Here is a 17,372-nt window from a genome sequence, read left to right as displayed (position 1 = left end):
GGGTGGGCCGCGCTCCGTCTCGGCCCTGCCGATGCCGCGGCGCGCGCGCTCGCGGCGGCCTCGGTCGCGCTCGGGCTGTGGGTGCTCGCGAAAGGCGTCGGCGCGCTCGCCGGACGCGAGGTGATGGGGGAGGGCGACGCGCTCCTCCTCGCCTTCCTCTCGGTCGTGGTCGGGTTCGGGCGGATCGGCACCTTGCTTTCCGCGGCGGCGACGCTGGCGCTGGCCGTCTTCGCCGCGCGCCTGTTGCCGGATGGCTGGCGCGGGCCGGCGGTAGGGATTGCGGGCTGTCTGGCGGCGGCGGCGTTCCTGGCTGGCGGATGGGTACGGCTCGCCGCACTGGCGCTCCCGCTCGCCGCCGTCTGGCCGCGCCGGCACCAGGTCACCGAGCCCCTCCCCTTTGGGCCCATGCTGGCTGCGGGTGCCGTCCTCGCCCTCTTCGCGCCGGGCGCGGCGCCCATCCTCCCCCGGCCGCAGCACGCGGCGGCCGTTCACGCACCCCTCTTCTCGAATCCCTCGCGATGAAGCTCCTTCTCTGCATCCCAGCCGCGCTCCTGATGGCTACGGCGACCCACGCGCAGCGCCCGGTGGCGTCCGGCACGACGGCGGCGCTCGGCGGCACCGGCGTGACCGAGGCCCGACGCGCCGATGCGCTCCTTTTCAACCCCGCGCTCCTGGGGATCTGGGATGGCGGCCCCGGCGCCTCGCAGTCGTTCCTCGCGTTCGACCTGGCGAGGCTTCCGTCGGAGGGCACGTTCGACGGATCGGTGCGCCTGGGGCTGATCGGCGGTGAGATCGGAAAGGGGAGCCGCTACCTCCAGTACTCGGGACCGCTGGCGAACGGGAGCTCGTACCCCGGCGCGCTCGGCGGCGTCACCTGGGGCGCCTTCCAGAACCGCGACTTCGCCCTTTCCGTCTCCACCCACTTCGCCTCGTACGCGGACATTCCACCCGCTATCCGCGAGGCGCTCGGCGCCGGCGAGGCCGAGAGCCTGGCGACGGGGGAGAGCGGGCGCAGCGTGGCCACTGTGCTCGCGGTCGGACGCGCGTTGCCGCTGGGGAGCCTGCCCGGTATTGGGCCCGTGTGGGTCGGCGCAACGGGGAAGGGATGGTACCTCCACACGCACGCACGCGGCACCTTCGTCTCCGATGCGCCCGGCGCCGAAGTGTACCGCGAGACCATCTTCCGCGGCGTCCCCGGCTACGGCATGGACGTGGGGATTGCCGCCGCGCCCGGGCCGGTGCGGCTGGCCGTGTCGTTGAGCAACGTCTTCGCGGGAACGGTGCGTCCCGGATCCGGCCCGCGCGAACGCACGGTGTCCATCGCACAGGACCCGGACGGCCGAGCGACGGTGACGGAGGCGCTGGGCCCGGAGATCGGCTTCGGCGACCTCGGAACGCCGCCGTTCGCCGCTGCCAACGAGGCGTGGGAGGGCGCTTACTTCCCCTCCGTCCTGCGCGCGGGCGCCGCGTGGGACACGGATTTCGGCACCGTGGCGCTGGCCGCCAGCGAGGTGCTCCGCAAGGGCGGGCTGGAGCCGGAGGGAAGCACGGAGCGCTTCACCGCCGCCTTCCGTGGCACGCCGCGCCTGCCGCTCCGCGCGTCGTACGGATGGGGCGAGGGAGCGCGGAGCTACGCGGTCGGCTTCGACGCCGGCTCGTGCGCGCGCCGCTGGACGCTGGGCGTGGCGCGGCGCGAGGGACCGGAGGGCACGTCGATGGGACTCTCCGCATCGCTCCGGCTGATGGACCACGGGTGCACGCAGGGGCGTTGATCCGCGCGCCCAACCTCGGCCATCGACCCAATTACATGCTGCCCTCCATGTCGCACGACCCCACGGACGGAGCGGGAGGCGGGGCGCTCGCATCCGACAACGCCCGGCAGATGATTGAGGCGGCGTCGGCCTTCGCGCAGCGCGAGATGCTTCCCGAGGCGCGCCAGGCCCTCCAGCGTGCGCGGAGCGCGCTCTCGCAGCGCAGCGACGTGGGCCCAGCGCACTGGTGCAACGCCTGCCTGGTGGCGCTGGAGATCGCCGCGCGCGGCGGGGACGTGCAGGGGATGGAGGCCGAGGCGGCGCAGCTCCGCTCCCTGTCCGGAGGCGGCCACTACTGGTCGGAGCAGGGCCGCACGCGCATCGGCAAGAGCTCGGGCCGCGTGGATCCCGCGCGCCTGGACCGCGTCTTCGCCGTCCTCGCCGGCGATGCCGCCCCGTCGTCATCCGCCCCGCTGCCCGACGCCGCGCCGCTCGCGTTCCGCGTCCCGGACGCCCGCCCGCTGCCACCGGAGGGCACTAGCCGCGGCCTAATCGCTCCTATGCCGCGGCCCGTTCCGACGATTGAAGTTCCGGACAAATCGGCCCCACAGGTCGAAGCACCGTCCGCCGAAATGCCCGTACCGACCGTCCCCGAACTGCCGACGCAGGAGGATGCACCGGCCGATGCCCTGGAAGTCCCCCCTGCGGCGCCGGCCGCAACCGTTACGTCGCTCCCCGAACCACTCGCAAGAGAGCCGGCTACGGGGCGGGTGTACCCAGGCGCGGCGTGGAGCGGAGCGGCGTGGATGCGCTCCGCGTCGCAAGACCCGCCCGCGGAACGGCTTCCCGCGGAGAGCATCTCCACCTCGGCGCACCGGGAGGACACCCACTTCCAGGAAGCCACCGGTGACGAGTGGATGGAGCGGCTGGCTGAGCTGGCCGACGACGACCGGCCGCTGATCTTCGCGCACGACGGCACGGACCCCGTGGACTCGCGCCTGCGCGTCGCGCCGGACCGCACAGACGCAGAGGAGCTGCTGCGCTCCTTCGTGGACCACACGACCCGCTGGCGCGACGACGTGAGCGATGAGGAGGCAGAGAACTTCTACGACCTCGGCACCAGCTTCCTGGACATGGAGCAGTGGGAAAGCGCCGTAAAGGTTTTCGACCAGGCGATGCGCAATCCCGGCACCCGTGTGGCCGCGGCGGAAGGGTACCTCAATGCGCTGATGGGGATGGGCGACCACCACGCGGCGTTCGGCGCGGCGGGGATGGCGCTCAGCAATCTCACGGAGGCAGGCGAGCCGCTTTCCGGCATCCTATTCCTCCGTGGCCAGGCCGCCGAGGAGATCGGCGACCCGCGCGAGGCGCGCCGCTGCTACGGCGAGGCGCTGCGCATCGACCGCTTCTACGCCGACGCCCGCCACCGCCTGGCCGCGCTCAGGGAGTGACGTGGGAACCGCGCACACCCCGCTCCCCGCCTCCTTTTCGCGCTTCCTCTCCGACGCGGAGCGCTGGGCCGCCGAGGGAGACCGCGACCGCTCGCAGCGGGTCCTCGCCCTCGCCGCGGACCTGGCGACGCCCGCTCGCGTCCCCGCCGTCCTCCTGGCCTGGCACGCGGCGGGTGAAGTCCCTGCCCCACGCGCTGCGGCGCCAGCGACCGCGCCCCCTGCGGCGCCGCTGGTGACTGCGGAGCTGGACCCCGCCGGCCTCCCCATCCCCGACTTCCCCACCGCGCCGCCCACGGTGGACCTCGGCGCGCCGCCCGGAATGGCCCCCACGCTCCTGCCGCTCCCGTCCGACCTTCCGCCGCCACACACGCAGCACGCCGCGCCCGAGCCGCTGCCATCCCTGGAGCGGCGCTCCGGCGGGGTGCTCATGGGGATCATGGTCATGGCGCTCGTCTCGGGCGCGGTCTGGATGTACCTCCCGGACGGGATGAAAGCATCGCTCCCCATCTCCATACCCGGCATCGCCCTCCCCGCGCGTGGCGGCTCGGTGGCCGACGCGGAGGATGCGTTGCGCGCCGGCGATGCGGCGCGCGCGCTGGAGATCGCCCGCACTCTCCCCGCCGGGGGCGAAGATGCGCCGCACGGCCACCTGGTGCGCGGCCAGGCCCTGCTCGCCACCGGCGACACGGCGGCCGCCGTCGATGCGCTCGCCGCCGCAGCCCGAGGCGACAACCGGGGCACCGTCGCCTGGGCCGCCGCCGAAGCGCTCGCCCGCCTCCCCGGCCGAGAGACCTCTGCCGCCGAAGCGTACCTCCTCGCCTTCGCCGCCGGCCTCCCCGAAGCCCGCGCCGAGACGGTCGCCCGCGCCCAGGAGCTGGCCGGCCGACCCGACCGCGCCCGCCGCGTCCGCGAACAGGCGACCCCGGAATAGCCAACCCGCCGCCTCCCCCGCCGCGCTCAACGCGCGGCGGGGCGTAGTGCGTCCTTGTCCAAAACCCAACGCTAGGTTATGCTCGTGCCAACCGTTCTTCGCGTCCGCGGCTTCACGTTCCGCATCTACACCAACGATCACGAGCCCGTACATGTCCATGCGCACCTGGCGGGCGGACGGTGTAGAGTTGACGTTGCTACAGGCGAGGTTTCCAACGTATTGGGGATGAAGCCCCCTGACGCGAAGGAGGCCTCCAGGATCGTACAGGCGCACAGAGTACTACTCACTAAAAACTGGGAGCAGATCCATGCCTAGCCGAGCGCACGGGTATCACGAGCCGACCGACGCAGAGATCGAGGAAGCTCGGGAGCGGGCGGTACGGGAAGCGCTCATCGAGCCCCGCGCCGCGTCCGCCCACTTCGACGCGGCGACCGGCCGCATCGTGGTGGAGCTCACCAACGGATGCCTTTTCGGGTTCGTGCCGACGGAGAGAGAGCTGCTGACGACGGCCACGCCGGAGCAGCTCGCGGCTGTCGAGGTGGACCTCGGGGGTGAAGGGCTTCACTGGGAGGAGATCGACGCGGATCTATCGGTACCCGGTACGATCGCGCATCGACTGAACCTGGCCGCGTGGGCGCCGAAGTTCATGGGCCAGCGCACCAGCGAAGCCAAGTCCGCCGCCGCCCGCGCGAACGGCGCAAAGGGCGGCCGGCCGAAGCGGGACGCGGCGTAGCGGTTGCTGGGGGGGGCGGGTTCGGTTGGAAGCGCCGCAATAACGGCGGGCCGCGCAAGCCGGGGGCTGAAGCCCCCGGCTGGAACTACGGGAAGCCCACTGAAGTGGGCTCGTGAGCCGAGGGCAGTCCGCGAAGGCGAGCTTTACGTGTCTTCAGCGGGCTTCGCCCTACAGCGACAGCTCCCACGGCCGCGTGCCGGGGCGGCGGCCGCGGTCGAGGGCGTCGCGCATCAGGATCTCGTGGCAGTTGATCTCGGGCTCGCCGGGTTCGGGGCGGCGCTGCACGTACTCGCCGTCTGGCCGCAGCTCCCAGGCGAGGCGGTTGTCGTTGAGCGAGAAGTGGAGGATCTCGACGATGCGGTCGCGCAGCGCGGGGTCCAGCACCGGCACCAGCACCTCCACCCGCTCGTTCAGGTTGCGCTCCCGCCAATCCGCGCTCCCGATGAAGATCTCCGGGTCGCCGTCGTTGTTGAAGAAGAAGACCCGGTCGTGCTCCAGGAAGCGCCCCACGATGCTCACCATGCGGATGTTGTCGCTGTACCCGGCGAGCCCGGGACGGAGCCGGGTGTGCCCGCGAACGATCAGGTCGATGCGCACGCCGGCCTGAGAGGCGCGGTACAGCTCCTGGATGATCCCCGCGTCGTCCAGCGCGTTCATCTTGGCGATGATGCGCCCGGAGCCGCGCGCCCGCTGGAAGTGGATCTCGCGCTCGATGCGCTCCACGAAGGTGCGCCGCATGTCGCGCGGGGCCACCACCAGGCGGTCGTACTGCTGGTCCGGCGCGTAACCGGTGAGGAAGTGGAAGAGGTTCACCAGGTCGTTGCCGATCTCGGGGTTGCAGGTCAGCACACCGAGGTCGCTGTACAGCCGCGAGGTGCGGGCGTGGTAGTTTCCCGTCCCCACGTGGCAGTAAGTGCGCGGCCGGCCGCCCTCGTCGCGCACCACGAGAAGGACCTTGCTGTGCGTCTTGAGCCCCACCAGCCCGTAAGTGACGTGCACCCCGGCGTCTTCCAGGATCTCGGCGAGCTGGATGTTGTTCTGCTCGTCGAAGCGGGCCGTCACCTCGATCAGCACCGCCACCTGCTTCCCCCGCTCGGCCGCGTGCAGCAGAGCCCTCACCACCGGTGAATCGACGCCGGTGCGATAGAGCGTCTGCTTGATGGCCACCACGTGCGAGTCGTCGGCCGATTCGTCCAGCAGGCGCAGGACGCTGGAGGTGAACGACTCGTACGGGTGGTGCACCAGCACGTCGCCGCGCCGGATCACGGCGAAGATGTTCTTCTCCTCCTCCGTCTCCCCTTCGTGGCGAAAAGGCTCGGGAACGACCGGCTCCCACGCCTCGTAACGGAGCGCCGGCAGATCCAGATCGGCCAGCTGCGCGCAGTCCGCCAGGTCGATCAGCCCGTCGCTCTCGTACACCTCCTCCGGCTGCACCTCGAGCTCGCGCACCAGCAGCCCGCGCACCTCCAGGGGCATGTGCCGGTCCACCTCCAGCCGCACCGCCGGGGCGAAGCGCCGCTCGCGCAGCTCCTCGGAGATCATCGACAGGAGGTCTTCCGCCTCGTCGTCGTCCCGCGCCACGTCGGCGTTGCGGGTGACGCGAAACGCATCCACCGACACCACCTCCATCCCCCGGAAGAGCGTGGCGGCGTTGGCCTGGATCACGTCCTCCACGGGCACGAAGTGGAAGCGGTGCTCGGAGTTCGGAACGGGGATCCAGCGCCCCGTGCTGGTGGGGACCTTGATGCGCGCGAAGTGCATGGTGCTGCGCGCGCGGTGGCGCAGCAGGACCGCCAGCGACAGGCTGAGGTTCGAGATGAAGGGGAAGGGGTGCCCCGGATCCACGGCGAGCGGGGTGAGCACGGGGTAGAACTGCTCGCGGAAGAAGAGGTCGAGCCCCGCGCGCTGCCGCTCGTCCAGCTCGGTGTAACGCGACACCACCACCCCCGCCTCGGTGCGCAGGAGGGGGACCAGCTCGCGCTCCCAGATGGCGCTCATGGCGGCGTACATCACCAGCCCCGCATCGGCGATCAGCTGGAGCTGCTCGCCCGGTGTGCGTCCGTCCAGCGACAGCGTCTGCACGCCGGCCGCGATCTGCCGCCGGAGACCGCCCACGCGCTTCTGGAAGAACTCGTCGAGGTTGCTGGAGGTGATCGCCAGGAACCGCACGCGCTCCAGGAGCGGGACGCGCGGGTCGGTGGCCTGGTGGAGCACGCGCCAGTTGAAGTCCAGCAGCCCCAACTCGCGGTTGAAGTAGAGCGAGGGATGGTCCAGCTCCGCCCCGTCCGGCACCTCGCGCGGCGACACCGCACGCGGAACCCGCCGCACCGGCTGGCGCGGCGGCAAGGGCTCCGGCGCCTCCTCCGGGACGGGCACTTCGGCGATGAAGGCGGTGCTTTCCTCTGCGTGCATGCTCGGGCGGGGCGCGGATGATGCCGATCGGGTTCAACCGCAATCAACCCGGAGATGCAGGTTTGCGCAATCTTTGATCCGCCATCCCCGACGTGATGAAAGCGTGGCGGGGGCTCGCGCGCAAACGCGGGCCCCTCGAATCGCGAAGTAGATCCTTCGCTCCGCGCCAGGCTATGGAGACGGGGCAAGGACTGAGCAGCGCGTCGCTCAGGATGACAGGGGATTTTGGGTTCTGGGACGGATGCCACGCTTCACGAGACGGCTTCAGCCGTCTTCGCGTGGTTCCAGCCGGGGGATTCATTCCCCGGCGGTCCCCGCGACGCCGCCGCCGGTGCCGAGCACCGGCGGCGGCGCGATGGTGCCGCGAAGGACGCGGGCCCAGAGCTCGTCGTGGTCCAGCGGGCCGGTGGGGCGGGACTCGGGGGCGAGGGAGGCGGAGCGGGCGTCGTCGCCGAGCGCGCGCAGGGCGCGGGCGATGTCGTGGCGCAGGAAGCCGTCGTCCGCGGCCTCGAACATCCAGGTGAGCTGCTGGGCGGCCATCGCGTCCTGCCCGGCGGCGCGGGCGGCGGCGGCGTACTCGCCCACGAGCTGGCGCGCCTCCATCGTGCGCCCGCCGGCCATGGCGAGCCACGCCAGCGTGCACCGCGCCCGCACCGCCTCTGGCTGGATGCTGAGGATGGTGTGGCAGAGCGCCGCCGCGCGGGGCGCCTCGCCGAGCTCCAGGTGCAGGTTCACGGCGCGCCCGTACCACCCGAGCGCCCGCCGCCGCTCGCCCATACTGGCGCACAGGTCGCCGGCGTGCTTCAGCAGCACCGACTGGTTGCGCGGCGAGGTCCCCGCCAGCCGCCGCTCGATGGCGTCCAGCTCCCGCTGAAGCTCTTCCGGAGGGCCCGGAGCGTCGACCTGTCGCAAGCTTCCCGCTCCTGGAAGGGAGGTCCGGTCACCACGGAGAGCAGTGCATGGCGCATCCGGGACGCGACCGCGCCGCGAACGCCTCCGTAATATGACCGAATCCGTCTCCGCTGCCAATGCACGACGCGCCGCCCGGTTCACGGGCGGCGCGTCGTGGTCCATCCGACCGCGTTGCTTACCGCGTGGCGTACACCGTCTCGGCGGACTTCGCGGCCGGCGCGGGGCGCCCGGAGCGCACGGCGGCGGTGCGCTCACGGCCGAAGACGTTGTCCAGCGCCAGCGCGCCGGAGCCGGTCAGGAAGAGCGCGGCGTTCGCCACCAGCAGCGTGAGCGCGAACTCGTAGCCCTCGGGGAGGAAGAAGCCCTTGGACCCGTGCACCGTCGCGATCGCGACGACCATCGTCGCGGCGATCAGCGGCGTCACGAACCGGGTGAAGAGGCCCGCGATCAGCAGCGCGCCACCCAGCAGCTCGACCGCCGTCACCAGCAGCGCGTTCGGGTACGCGAACGGGATCCCGATCGAGCCGAAGAAGCCGGCCAGCCCGTCCATCCCCATCACGAACAGCTTCTGCCCGCCGTGCATCACGAAGACGAGCCCCACCATCACCCGCAGGAGGGTGATGCCGTACTGCGCCCGCGTGTTCGCCTGAGTGTTCATCGTAGCCTCTGTCGGTTTGATGGTTTCCCGCGGACGCACGTTGTTCGTCCTGAGGTATGTCGTTACAACGGATACTTTACCGCGAATCAGTCGGGCGACGTGTCGCGCGCCTCCTCCAGCAGCTCGATAAGCGTGCGGAGCCGGTCGTCGCCCATGTGGCGGAGGAGCTTGGTGTGCAGCTCGTCGACCGGCGCGTCGAGCGGGGCGATGGTGCCCGCGCCCTCCGCGGTGATCCGCGTCCACACCACGCGGCGGTCGTGGGTGCAGCGCCACCGCTCCACCAGCCCGCGCCGCTCCAGCCTGTCCAGCAGCCGGGTGACGTCCGGATCGCGGGTGATCATCCGCTCGCCGATCTCGCCCGCGGTCAGCCCGGCCGTTCCCGCTCCCCGCAGGATGCGGAGGACGTTGTACTGCGTCTGCGTGAGGTCGTGCTCCTTGAGCAGCTCGGCCATCGACTGCGACAGCACGTTGGCGGTGCGCTGCACGTTCAGGAACGCCTCTTCCTCCAGGCTCCCGATCGGCTTCGTCTGCTGGATCTCCGACTGGATGCGCCCCGCCATCGTCCCCTCCCGCGTCGCCGTTCCCCGCTCTCTCTGCACAACAATAGTCGTTGCGACGGATATTGTCAACACCCCTGTTTCTTCACACGAAAAACAGCGGAGGCGCGGATCTCTCCGCGCCTCCGCGCCTCCGCGTGAGCCTGCTGTTTTTACCGCGACGGCTCGCCCGTGGTGCGGTACACGCGCCCGTCCCAGACGACCGCCACCCGCTCGCCGAGCGAGAAGAAGCGGGCCAATGCCGGTTTGCCGCGGAGCAGGTCGAAGTACTCGTCGCTCCCGAAGCGCAGCGTGGTCTCGGGGAGCCGCGTCTCGGGCTTCAGCTCGGAATCGGTCCACACGCCGGCGCGCAGGTAGAAAGTCTTGCCCCCCACGTGCCGCACGGCGCCTCCCTCAGCGCTGTTGACGGACACTCCTTCCAGGCTGACCACTTCCTGCTGCGCGCGCGCCCTCTTGCTCTGCTGCACCGCGCCGACACCGGTCACCACGACTGGCGGCGGAGGCGCGTTGGTGCTCTGGGCGACACCCGTTTCGACGCCCCGCGCGACCCCGCCCGCCATCCCCTGTCCCGTGAAGTCACCCGGTCGCACGGGCTCCGGGGGCACCAGGTCCTGCATGCCGCGCACGACCGGCGGCCGCTCGCCCGCGCCGGGCTCCAGCGCCAGGAAGGAGGTGTACGGCGTCACGATGCCGTGCCGCGTCCCCAGCTCCACCACCTCGTCGCGCAGCTCGCGGCTCTCGCCGTTGCTGCGGATCTGCTCCATCAGCCAACCCACGCGCCGCGTCGCCCAGAGCCGCGGAAGGAAGTCGTGCTCCTCCGCGCGCAGGGGAAAGTGGAGCCCCGGGTACGCGAAGGTGTGCGTGGGCGATGCGTTTCCGCTCAGCCGCAGCGTCACGTCCCGCAGCTCGCGCTCGTTGCGGTAGCGGCCCACCAGCGCCAGCTGCGTTCCGCGGAAGAGGTCGGGGAGGGCGCGCGGATACACCAGGTGTCCGCACTCCGCCCATGTCCAGCGCGACGTTGCTCAGGACGGGGTGGTTCACCTTGTCGAAGAATGACGAGACCTTCGCCTCAAGGTCCTCGCGCGGCTCCACGTACTCCGCGGTGCCGCCGTTCTCCGCCGCCACGCGGTCCAGCAGGCGCGTGTTGACGTCGTAGCCCACGCCGAAGGTGAAGACGCGCACCCCGTCCACGCGCGTGCGGCGGGCGTTGTCCACGATCTTGTCCGCATCCGTCTCGCCCACCGTGGGAATGCCGTCGGTGAGGAAGACGAGGAGCCGCGTCCTGCCGCCGCGCTCGCGCGGGAACTGGGCGAGGGCCTCGGTCAGAGCGTCGTTGATGTTGGTGCCGCCCACAGCGCGCAGGCCTTCCACGAATGCGATCCCGCGCTCCCGCCCCGCGCGGTCCGCGGCGATCAGCCCCGTCTCCATCCGCCGCGTCTCGCCCGCGAAGGAGATCACGTTGAAGCGGTCCTGCGGCCGCAGTCCCCGCACGCCGAAGAGGAGCGCGCGGCGGGCCTTCTCCATCTTCCCCTCGTCCTCCATGGAGCCGGAGGTGTCCAGCACGTACACCACGTCCTTGGCCGCGTACTCGCGCTGCGTCGCCTCGTCGCTGGGGGAGAGGAGTAGGAGGAAGTAGCCGTCCTTCCCAGGCTCGCGGTAGGTGAAGAGCGAGAGCCCCACGTCGCGGTCCGCCAGCCCGTAGAAGAGCTGGAAGTCGCGCCGCTCCGCCCCGCGCCCCGCTTCCCACGTCGCCACCGCGCGCCGGCCGCCGGGCTCGCGCCGCACGTCGACGGAGTGGCTGGGCGAGTACACCGTGCGCAGCGACGACGGCGCGCGAACCTCCACCCGCCCAGAAAGCCGCTCCACCGGCGCCGCGTTGCGCCCGATGCCGAGCGGGTAGCGGTAGCCGACGCTCCCGTTCTCTGCCCTGAGCACCTGGGTGTAGGTCAGCTCCAGCTTCTTGGTGGAGCGGGGGTTGATGGGAAAGATGCTGGCCTGGAAGAGGTTCTCTCCCGCGTACTCCAGCAGCCCCGGATCGCGGCGGCGGCGCACGATGGAGTCGTAGATGCGCCTCGCCTCTTCGCGCGGCCGCACCTCGCCCGCCAGGCGCCGGCTGCCGTCCCAGATGGCGAACTCCGTCACCGACGCGGAGGTGGGGATCGGAAAGAAGTACGTCCCCTCCAGCGTCGCGCCCGTCTCGTTGCGGAAGACCTGCGTGACGTGCGTGGTCGCCACCTGCCCCTCGATCTTGACGTCCAGCGTCACCGACTCGATGGGGAGCGCGTTCGGCAGCGGGATCCCGCACTCTCCGCGGCACCGGTCGGGCACGATGATCCCCTGCGCCGGCAGCGTGGCGGCCGTGGCGAGGATGGAGAGGAGCGCCGGGAGGAGGCGGGTTCGCATGGAGATCCGGGGCGGAGGGGAAGTGCGTTAGTGCGTTAGTGCGTTAGTGCGTTAGTGCGTTCCTGATGTGTGAGACGAAACAGGGGCGATGACTTGCACACCTCCATCCGCCAACACCCCTCCCTCTGTCATCCTGAGCGACGCGCTGCACCGTACTCGCCCGTTCTCCAAACTCTGGCGCAGAGCGAAGGATCTACTGCGCGATGCGCGAGGTTGGGTGGCGACCACGATGCCCGGCCCGGCGCCGGCTAGATTCTTCGGTCGCCGCAGCAAGGCCGGAGTGCCACGCGAGTGTCTGAGCGGGCGGCTCCCTCAGAATGACAGAGAGGGGGGTGAACGCACTAACGCACTCACGCACTCACGCACTTCTTTCTTCGGCTGGAACGAGCGGGACGGACATTTCTTGACGCGGCGACCCAACGCCCGGTCGCGGCGCGGTGTACAGCAGAACGCGTCCTCGAACCCCTCTCGGAGCACACATGCGCAGCATCGTACTCATCGCCATCGTACCCGCGCTCCTCGCCGCCAGGGGCGCGGATGCGCAGGCGCGGCCCACGCGCGAGGACACGGCGCGCGCGGTGCACCTGCTGGAGCGCGCCACCTGGGGCGTGCGCCGCGACGAACTCGCCGAAGTGCTGCGCTCGGGGCCGGACGCCTGGCTGGAGCGGCAGCTTCACCCGGAGCGCATCGAAGACGCCGCCCTGCCGGCGCGCCTCGCCCGCTTCCCCGCGGCCAACGCGGCGCCAGCACAGCTCCTGCGCGACTACCCGCGACGCGAGGCCATGCCCCGTGACTCCATGGCCCGCGACACCACGGCGGCGCGCAGGCGGCAGGGGGGGATGGCGCCGGCGCGCATCCTCGCCGACCTCGCGGGAGCCCGCCTGCAGCGCGCGGTCTACACGGAGCGGCAGCTGGAAGACGTGATGGCGGACTTCTGGTTCAACCACTTCAACGTCTTCTTCGGCAAGGGCGCGGATCGCTACCTGGTGGGCGACTACGAGCGCGCGGCGATACGCCCGCACGTCTTCGGGCGCTTCCGCGACCTGCTGGGCGCAACCGCGGCCCACCCCGCCATGCTGGTGTACCTGGACAACGCCCGCAGCACCGCCGCCGATTCCGCGACGGCGATGATGACCGGCGGCCGCCCGCGCGGCATCAACGAGAACTACGCGCGCGAGCTGCTGGAGCTGCACACGCTGGGCGTGGACGGCGGCTACACGCAGCGCGACGTCGGCGAGGTGGCGCGCGCCTTCACCGGCTGGACGGTCGCCGCCGCGGGGTACGGCGCGCGTCGCCAGCAGGGCGGGCCGCGCTTCGTCTTCCGCCCCGCCCTGCACGACGCGGGCGCCAAGACGGTGCTCGGCCGCACGCTTGCCCCCGGCCGCGGCATCGAGGACGGCACCGAGGTGCTCGACCTTCTCGCCCGCCATCCGGCCACGGCGCGGCACGTCGCGCGCAAGCTGGCCGGGCGCTTCGTGGCCGACGACCCGCCGCAGCGCTTGGTGGACGAGCTGGCCGCCGTCTTCACCCGCACCGATGGCGACCTGCGCGAGGTGACGCGGGCGCTCTTCCGCTCGCCCGAGTTCGCGCGGGCGCGGGGCGTCAAGACGCGCACCCCGTTCGAGTTCGTCGCCGGCACCCTGCGCGCAACCGAGGCCGAAGTCCGCCCCTCGCGCGAGCTGATCCAGACGCTGCGCCAGCTCGGCCACCTTCCGTACGCGGCCACACCGCCCACCGGCTACATCCACGACTCCGCCGAGTGGACCAGCGGCGGCGCCATGCTTGCGCGGATGAACTTCGCGCTGGCCCTGTCGCGCGGCGAGGTGCAGGGGGTGCGGATCGACCCCGCGCGCCTCCTCCCGAGCGCCCCATCCGACCCTGTGGCGGAGCTCGCCCGCGTCCTCCTCCCCGCGCGCGAGACGACGACGCTGGTACGCGCGGTGGCCGAGGACGCCGCACGCCTTCCCGACGACCAGGCACGCAGGGCGCGCGCGCTGGCGCTGATCCTGGGCTCACCCGCCTTCCAGCGGCACTGACCGGAGCGAACACGATGCACGGCAAACCGATCGGACGGCGCGCCTTCGTAAAGGGCGGCGCGCTGGCGCTGCTGGCGCTGGGCCTCCCGCCGGAGTTCATCACCCGCTCGCTCCTGGCGCAGACGCGCGCCCGGCGCAAGACGCTGATCTGCATCTTCCAGCGCGGCGCCGCGGACGGGCTGAGCATGGTGGTCCCGTTCGGAGACCCCGCGTACGGGCGCTCGCGGCGCTCCATCGCCATCGCCGCGCCCGTGCGGGGGGCGGGCGGCGCGCTGGAGCTGGACGGCTTCTTCGGGCTGCACCCGGCGCTGACCCCGCTCCACGAGCTGTGGGGGCGGCGGGAGATGGCGGTGGTGCACGCGGCCGGCTCGCCCAGCACGACGCGCTCGCACTTCCAGGCGCAGGACATCATGGAGACCGCCGACCCCCGCGGCCGCGCGCGCGACGGGTGGTTGAATCGCGCCCTTGGCGCCGACGGCCGCACCCTGCGCGACGCCGATGCCCACGCCGCGCACCACGCCGCCGGCCAGGTGACGATGGAGCCCGGCGCCGCCGCGCTGCGCGGGATCGCCATGGGCGCCGAGCTCCCGCTGTCGCTGCGCGGCGCCAACCCGTCGCTCGCGGTGGGCGATCTGGACCGCTTCGGCCTGGCGGGCGGGCGCGACCCCGCGCTCGCGGAAACCTTTGCCCGCGTCTACCGCACCGAGGGCGGCGACGCCGTGGCCGGCGCGGCGGACGAGGGCCTGGAAGCCGCGAAGCTCCTGCGCCGCATCAACCCGTCGCAGTACCAGCCGCGCAACGGAGCCGCCTATCCCGCCGGCGAGTTCGGGCGCTCCCTTCGCCAGATCGCGCAGCTCATCAAGGCCGACGCGGGTGTGGAAGTCGCCTTCGCGGACCTGGGCGGGTGGGACACGCACGTGGCGCAGGGCGGCGCGGATGGCCAGCTCGCCCGCCGCCTGGGCGAGCTGGGGCGCGGCATCAAGGCGCTCTACGACGATCTGGGCGACCGCATGGACGACGTGGTGATTCTCACCATGAGCGAGTTCGGGCGCACCGTGGCCGAGAACGGCACCGGCGGCACCGACCACGGCCACGCCAACTGCATGCTCCTCCTTGGCGGGAGCGTCGCGGGCGGCCAGGTCCGCGGCGAGTGGCCGGGCCTGGAGCCGGAGCAGCTCCACGAGGGCCGCGACCTGCGCGTCACCACCGACTTCCGCGACGTCTTCGCCGAGGTGGCGGGTAAGCACCTCGGCGCCGCGCAACTGGAGCGCGTCTTCCCCGGCCACACCGTGGACCCGCGGCGCTTCCGCGGGGTGCTGCGCTGAACGACGAAGGCCCCCGCGAGGTTCGCGGGGGCCTTTGCTCTTCTGGACCCGGCCGTAACGCTACGGCGCGCCCTGCGTGGCCCGCTCGGCCTCCGCCTTCATGGCCGGGAGCGCCTGCGCGTGGTCCGCGTACTCGATCACGTCCTTGCGCGCCTTCTCGGACTCGAACGCCGCCAGGAAGCGGCGAAAGAGCGATACGGACGCCGCCGTGTCGCCGCGCCCCTGCGCCGCCTGCGCGCCGGTGAAGAGCCCGAAGAGGTGCTTCGGGTTGGTGCTGAGGATGGTGTCCGACTGCGCGCGCGCCGCGTCGAGGTTTCCGCCTACCAGGTGCAGCACGGCGAGGTGATAGCGCCCGTCGTTGTCCAGGGGGCGGGCGCGGTCGTACGCGGCCACGGCCATGGGGAGGAACTGCTTCGCCGTCGCGCTGTCGCCGCTGGACACGTTCTGCATGACGCGGTTGAACAGCCGGTCCGCCGCCTCGCGCGGGGTCATGCTCGCCAGGTCCACCGCGCCGGGATTGCCCGCGGCCGGCGCGCCGGACGGAACCGGGCCGGGCGCCTCGGGCGCCGCCGCGACAGCCTGCGCGGGAGCGGCGGGCGACTCCTGGTTGTTGTTGACGATCAGCGTGGCCACCAGCGCCAGCACCACCGCGCCAGTCAGCGCCCAGGGAAGCACGGGTGCGCGGCGCGCGGTCCCGGCGGGCGCGACCGCGGGGGTGCCGCACTCGTTGCAGAAGCGAGCCCCGGCCGGAAGCGGGTTGCCGCACTCGCGGCAGGCGGCGTTCACCGCCGCGCCGCACGCATTGCAAAAACGTCCCGACGCCGCGGCGCCACAGGACGGACAGGTCTCAGTCATCGGTCAGTGCAGCCGGTACGAGGAAAGAGTGCAAACCGCAAATCTACCCTGCGCACCAACTTCCCTCAAGCGGCGCCTTGTCCGCGATACAGCGGGCTCCCGAACCGCAATCTCACGCCGAGACGCGGAGACGCGGGAGAGTACGCGTAGTTCTCTCAGCGTCTCCGCGCCTCCGCGTGAGGCCAGCTGTTCGTCTACCGCGCCACGAGCTCGCGAAAGTGCGGGATCTCCGCGTACAGCGACCGCCCCGGGCAGAGCGTCTCCGCGAAGTCGCGGTGCGCGGCGATGTTCTCGGGCGGCACGTGGTAGCGGCGCGCCAGGGCCGGGATCAGCAGGTCCATCGTGCGGCGCTGCGCCGGGGAGAGCTCCTCTTCCTCGAAATTGCCCTCGACCACCACCAGCAGGTGCCCGGTGGGATCGTACGGCGTGTTGGAGTCGCCCACGAAGCGGATGGGGCGCGCCTCCGCCACGCTCCCGTCCACGGCCACGAACAGGTGATAGGGCACGTCGGCCCACATCCGCTTGGGGCGGCCGTTGCCCAGCGTCCCCTCACTCTGCGAGAAGCGCTGCAGCGCCTGGAGCTTCTCCTCGGTGGAGCGCGCTGGCGCCTGCCGCTCGGCCGTGTGGTGGATGGTGATGCGGTGCGGCACGTGCGTCTTCATCTCCATCACCGGCGGCCTGGCGCCCCACTCCGCGCGCGACACGTAGCGAATCCCCTCCGGCACGGGGGACGCGGGGCGCGCGCAGGCGCCGGGCGCGAGCGCAAGGACGAGCAGGGCGGCGCGTGTGACGTTCATCGTGTCCGTTGGGCGGAGGGTGGGTCGCGCGTGCGGGGCATGTGAGTTGCTGCCGTTGGCTTCAACTCGAACCCGGAGGCTACATGGACCTGTTGACCTGGTTGATCGTGGGACTCATCGCCGGCGTGCTTGCGTCGCTGGTGATGGGTGGCGTGGGGCTGATCGGCGACATCGTGGTCGGTATCGTGGGCGCCTTCGTCGGCGGATGGCTCTTCAGGCAGCTCGGCGTCACCACCCCGTTCAGCGGCCTGGCGGGCACCATCTTCACCGCCTTCGTGGGCGCGGTCGTCCTGCTCTTCATCCTGCGCCTGGTGACGCGGGGGAGGCGGCGGTTGTAGGGGCGGGGCCCCCTCCCCCGCTCGTTCCTCGCGGCCCCTCCCCCAAAACCACCTGGGGGAGGGGCGCACGCCTGGATCTCTGCCGAATGCACAAATCTCGTAGGGGCGCGATTCATCGCGCCCGTGCCCGACGTTGCGCGACCGCCCCGCACTCGCCCCCCCCCCAACCTCCGCCTATTGCAACCAACCTCGTAGGGGCCGCCCCACGTGGCT

General features: G+C 71.9%; 15 protein-coding genes. 8 read left to right on the top strand and 7 right to left on the bottom strand.

Going from position 1 to position 17,372, the window contains the following annotated elements:
- The 5 genes from VF647_21195 to VF647_21175 form a co-directional block, all read left to right on the top strand.
- A partial coding sequence (locus VF647_21195; protein HEX8454609.1) for a hypothetical protein occupies positions 1 to 522 on the top strand: 522 nt, incomplete at its 5' end.
- Entirely contained in the window at positions 519 to 1,772 is a 1,254-nt protein-coding gene (locus tag VF647_21190) for a hypothetical protein (protein ID HEX8454608.1), read from the top strand. The genes VF647_21195 and VF647_21190, both read left to right, overlap by 4 nt.
- Positions 1,773 to 1,807: 35 nt before the next feature.
- Complete coding sequence (locus VF647_21185) at positions 1,808 to 3,202, top strand: hypothetical protein (GenBank protein HEX8454607.1); 1,395 nt, start codon at positions 1,808 to 1,810, stop codon at positions 3,200 to 3,202.
- Position 3,203: 1 nt separating this feature from the next.
- Complete coding sequence (locus tag VF647_21180) at positions 3,204 to 4,133, top strand: hypothetical protein (GenBank protein HEX8454606.1); 930 nt, start codon at positions 3,204 to 3,206, stop codon at positions 4,131 to 4,133.
- A 307-nt stretch (positions 4,134 to 4,440) separates the two neighbouring features.
- Positions 4,441 to 4,866, top strand: coding sequence for a DUF2442 domain-containing protein (locus VF647_21175; GenBank protein ID HEX8454605.1), 426 nt, complete (start codon positions 4,441 to 4,443; stop codon positions 4,864 to 4,866).
- Positions 4,867 to 5,034: 168 nt separating this feature from the next.
- Here the strand turns inward: VF647_21175 and ppk1 are convergent, their stop codons facing one another.
- The 5 genes from ppk1 to VF647_21150 form a co-directional block, all read right to left on the bottom strand.
- On the bottom strand, positions 5,035 to 7,278 hold the full coding sequence (gene ppk1, locus VF647_21170; protein HEX8454604.1) for a polyphosphate kinase 1: 2,244 nt from the start codon (positions 7,276 to 7,278) through the stop codon (positions 5,035 to 5,037).
- 297 nt (positions 7,279 to 7,575) lie between these two features.
- Positions 7,576 to 8,190: a hypothetical protein gene (locus tag VF647_21165; protein HEX8454603.1), complete on the bottom strand. Its 615-nt coding sequence runs from the start codon at positions 8,188 to 8,190 to the stop codon at positions 7,576 to 7,578.
- A 175-nt stretch (positions 8,191 to 8,365) separates the two neighbouring features.
- Positions 8,366 to 8,848 (bottom strand): DoxX family protein, encoded by a 483-nt coding sequence (locus VF647_21160; GenBank protein ID HEX8454602.1) that lies wholly within the window; start codon positions 8,846 to 8,848, stop codon positions 8,366 to 8,368.
- 86 nt (positions 8,849 to 8,934) lie between these two features.
- Positions 8,935 to 9,408, bottom strand: coding sequence for a MarR family transcriptional regulator (locus VF647_21155; GenBank protein ID HEX8454601.1), 474 nt, complete (start codon positions 9,406 to 9,408; stop codon positions 8,935 to 8,937).
- 573 nt (positions 9,409 to 9,981) lie between these two features.
- Positions 9,982 to 11,808, bottom strand: coding sequence for a VIT domain-containing protein (locus VF647_21150; GenBank protein HEX8454600.1), 1,827 nt, complete (start codon positions 11,806 to 11,808; stop codon positions 9,982 to 9,984).
- 479 nt (positions 11,809 to 12,287) lie between these two features.
- On the opposite strand from VF647_21150, the gene VF647_21145 reads away from it, so the two are divergent.
- Both VF647_21145 and VF647_21140 read left to right on the top strand, forming a co-directional pair.
- Entirely contained in the window at positions 12,288 to 13,844 is a 1,557-nt protein-coding gene (locus VF647_21145) for a DUF1800 domain-containing protein (protein HEX8454599.1), read from the top strand.
- A 14-nt stretch (positions 13,845 to 13,858) separates the two neighbouring features.
- The gene (locus VF647_21140; GenBank protein HEX8454598.1) at positions 13,859 to 15,169 is read left to right on the top strand and encodes a DUF1501 domain-containing protein; all 1,311 of its coding nucleotides are present in this window, start codon (positions 13,859 to 13,861) and stop codon (positions 15,167 to 15,169) included.
- A 60-nt stretch (positions 15,170 to 15,229) separates the two neighbouring features.
- Here VF647_21140 and VF647_21135 read toward each other — a convergent pair whose 3' ends face one another.
- Positions 15,230 to 16,024 (bottom strand): zinc ribbon domain-containing protein, encoded by a 795-nt coding sequence (locus VF647_21135; protein HEX8454597.1) that lies wholly within the window; start codon positions 16,022 to 16,024, stop codon positions 15,230 to 15,232.
- A 194-nt stretch (positions 16,025 to 16,218) separates the two neighbouring features.
- Positions 16,219 to 16,821 carry a peptidoglycan recognition family protein gene (locus tag VF647_21130; GenBank protein ID HEX8454596.1) on the bottom strand — a complete coding sequence of 201 codons (603 nt, stop codon included), beginning with the start codon at positions 16,819 to 16,821 and terminating at the stop codon, positions 16,219 to 16,221.
- Between the two features lie 83 nt (positions 16,822 to 16,904).
- Between VF647_21130 and VF647_21125 the strand changes: the two genes are divergently transcribed.
- Positions 16,905 to 17,159 (top strand): GlsB/YeaQ/YmgE family stress response membrane protein, encoded by a 255-nt coding sequence (locus tag VF647_21125; protein ID HEX8454595.1) that lies wholly within the window; start codon positions 16,905 to 16,907, stop codon positions 17,157 to 17,159.
- The last annotated feature ends 213 nt before the right edge of the window (positions 17,160 to 17,372 follow it).

The organism is Longimicrobium sp., from assembly GCA_036387335.1.
Classification (GTDB): Bacteria; Gemmatimonadota; Gemmatimonadetes; order Longimicrobiales; family Longimicrobiaceae; genus Longimicrobium.
This window is presented reverse-complemented; position numbering and strand designations above follow the sequence as displayed.

What these genes read in the sequence shown, in the direction of transcription:
- VF647_21190 (HEX8454608.1), top strand. Translation starts at nt 519, where the DNA reads ATGAAGCTCCTTCTCTGCATCCCAGCCGCGCTCCTGATGGCTACGGCG.
- VF647_21185 (HEX8454607.1), top strand. Translation starts at nt 1,808, where the DNA reads ATGCTGCCCTCCATGTCGCACGACCCCACGGACGGAGCGGGAGGCGGG.
- VF647_21175 (HEX8454605.1), top strand. Translation starts at nt 4,441, where the DNA reads ATGCCTAGCCGAGCGCACGGGTATCACGAGCCGACCGACGCAGAGATC.
- ppk1 (HEX8454604.1), bottom strand. Translation starts at nt 7,278, where the DNA reads ATGCACGCAGAGGAAAGCACCGCCTTCATCGCCGAAGTGCCCGTCCCG.
- VF647_21160 (HEX8454602.1), bottom strand. Translation starts at nt 8,848, where the DNA reads ATGAACACTCAGGCGAACACGCGGGCGCAGTACGGCATCACCCTCCTG.
- VF647_21155 (HEX8454601.1), bottom strand. Translation starts at nt 9,408, where the DNA reads ATGGCGGGGCGCATCCAGTCGGAGATCCAGCAGACGAAGCCGATCGGG.
- VF647_21150 (HEX8454600.1), bottom strand. Translation starts at nt 11,808, where the DNA reads ATGCGAACCCGCCTCCTCCCGGCGCTCCTCTCCATCCTCGCCACGGCC.
- VF647_21145 (HEX8454599.1), top strand. Translation starts at nt 12,288, where the DNA reads ATGCGCAGCATCGTACTCATCGCCATCGTACCCGCGCTCCTCGCCGCC.
- VF647_21140 (HEX8454598.1), top strand. Translation starts at nt 13,859, where the DNA reads ATGCACGGCAAACCGATCGGACGGCGCGCCTTCGTAAAGGGCGGCGCG.
- VF647_21135 (HEX8454597.1), bottom strand. Translation starts at nt 16,024, where the DNA reads ATGACTGAGACCTGTCCGTCCTGTGGCGCCGCGGCGTCGGGACGTTTT.
- VF647_21130 (HEX8454596.1), bottom strand. Translation starts at nt 16,821, where the DNA reads ATGAACGTCACACGCGCCGCCCTGCTCGTCCTTGCGCTCGCGCCCGGC.
- VF647_21125 (HEX8454595.1), top strand. Translation starts at nt 16,905, where the DNA reads ATGGACCTGTTGACCTGGTTGATCGTGGGACTCATCGCCGGCGTGCTT.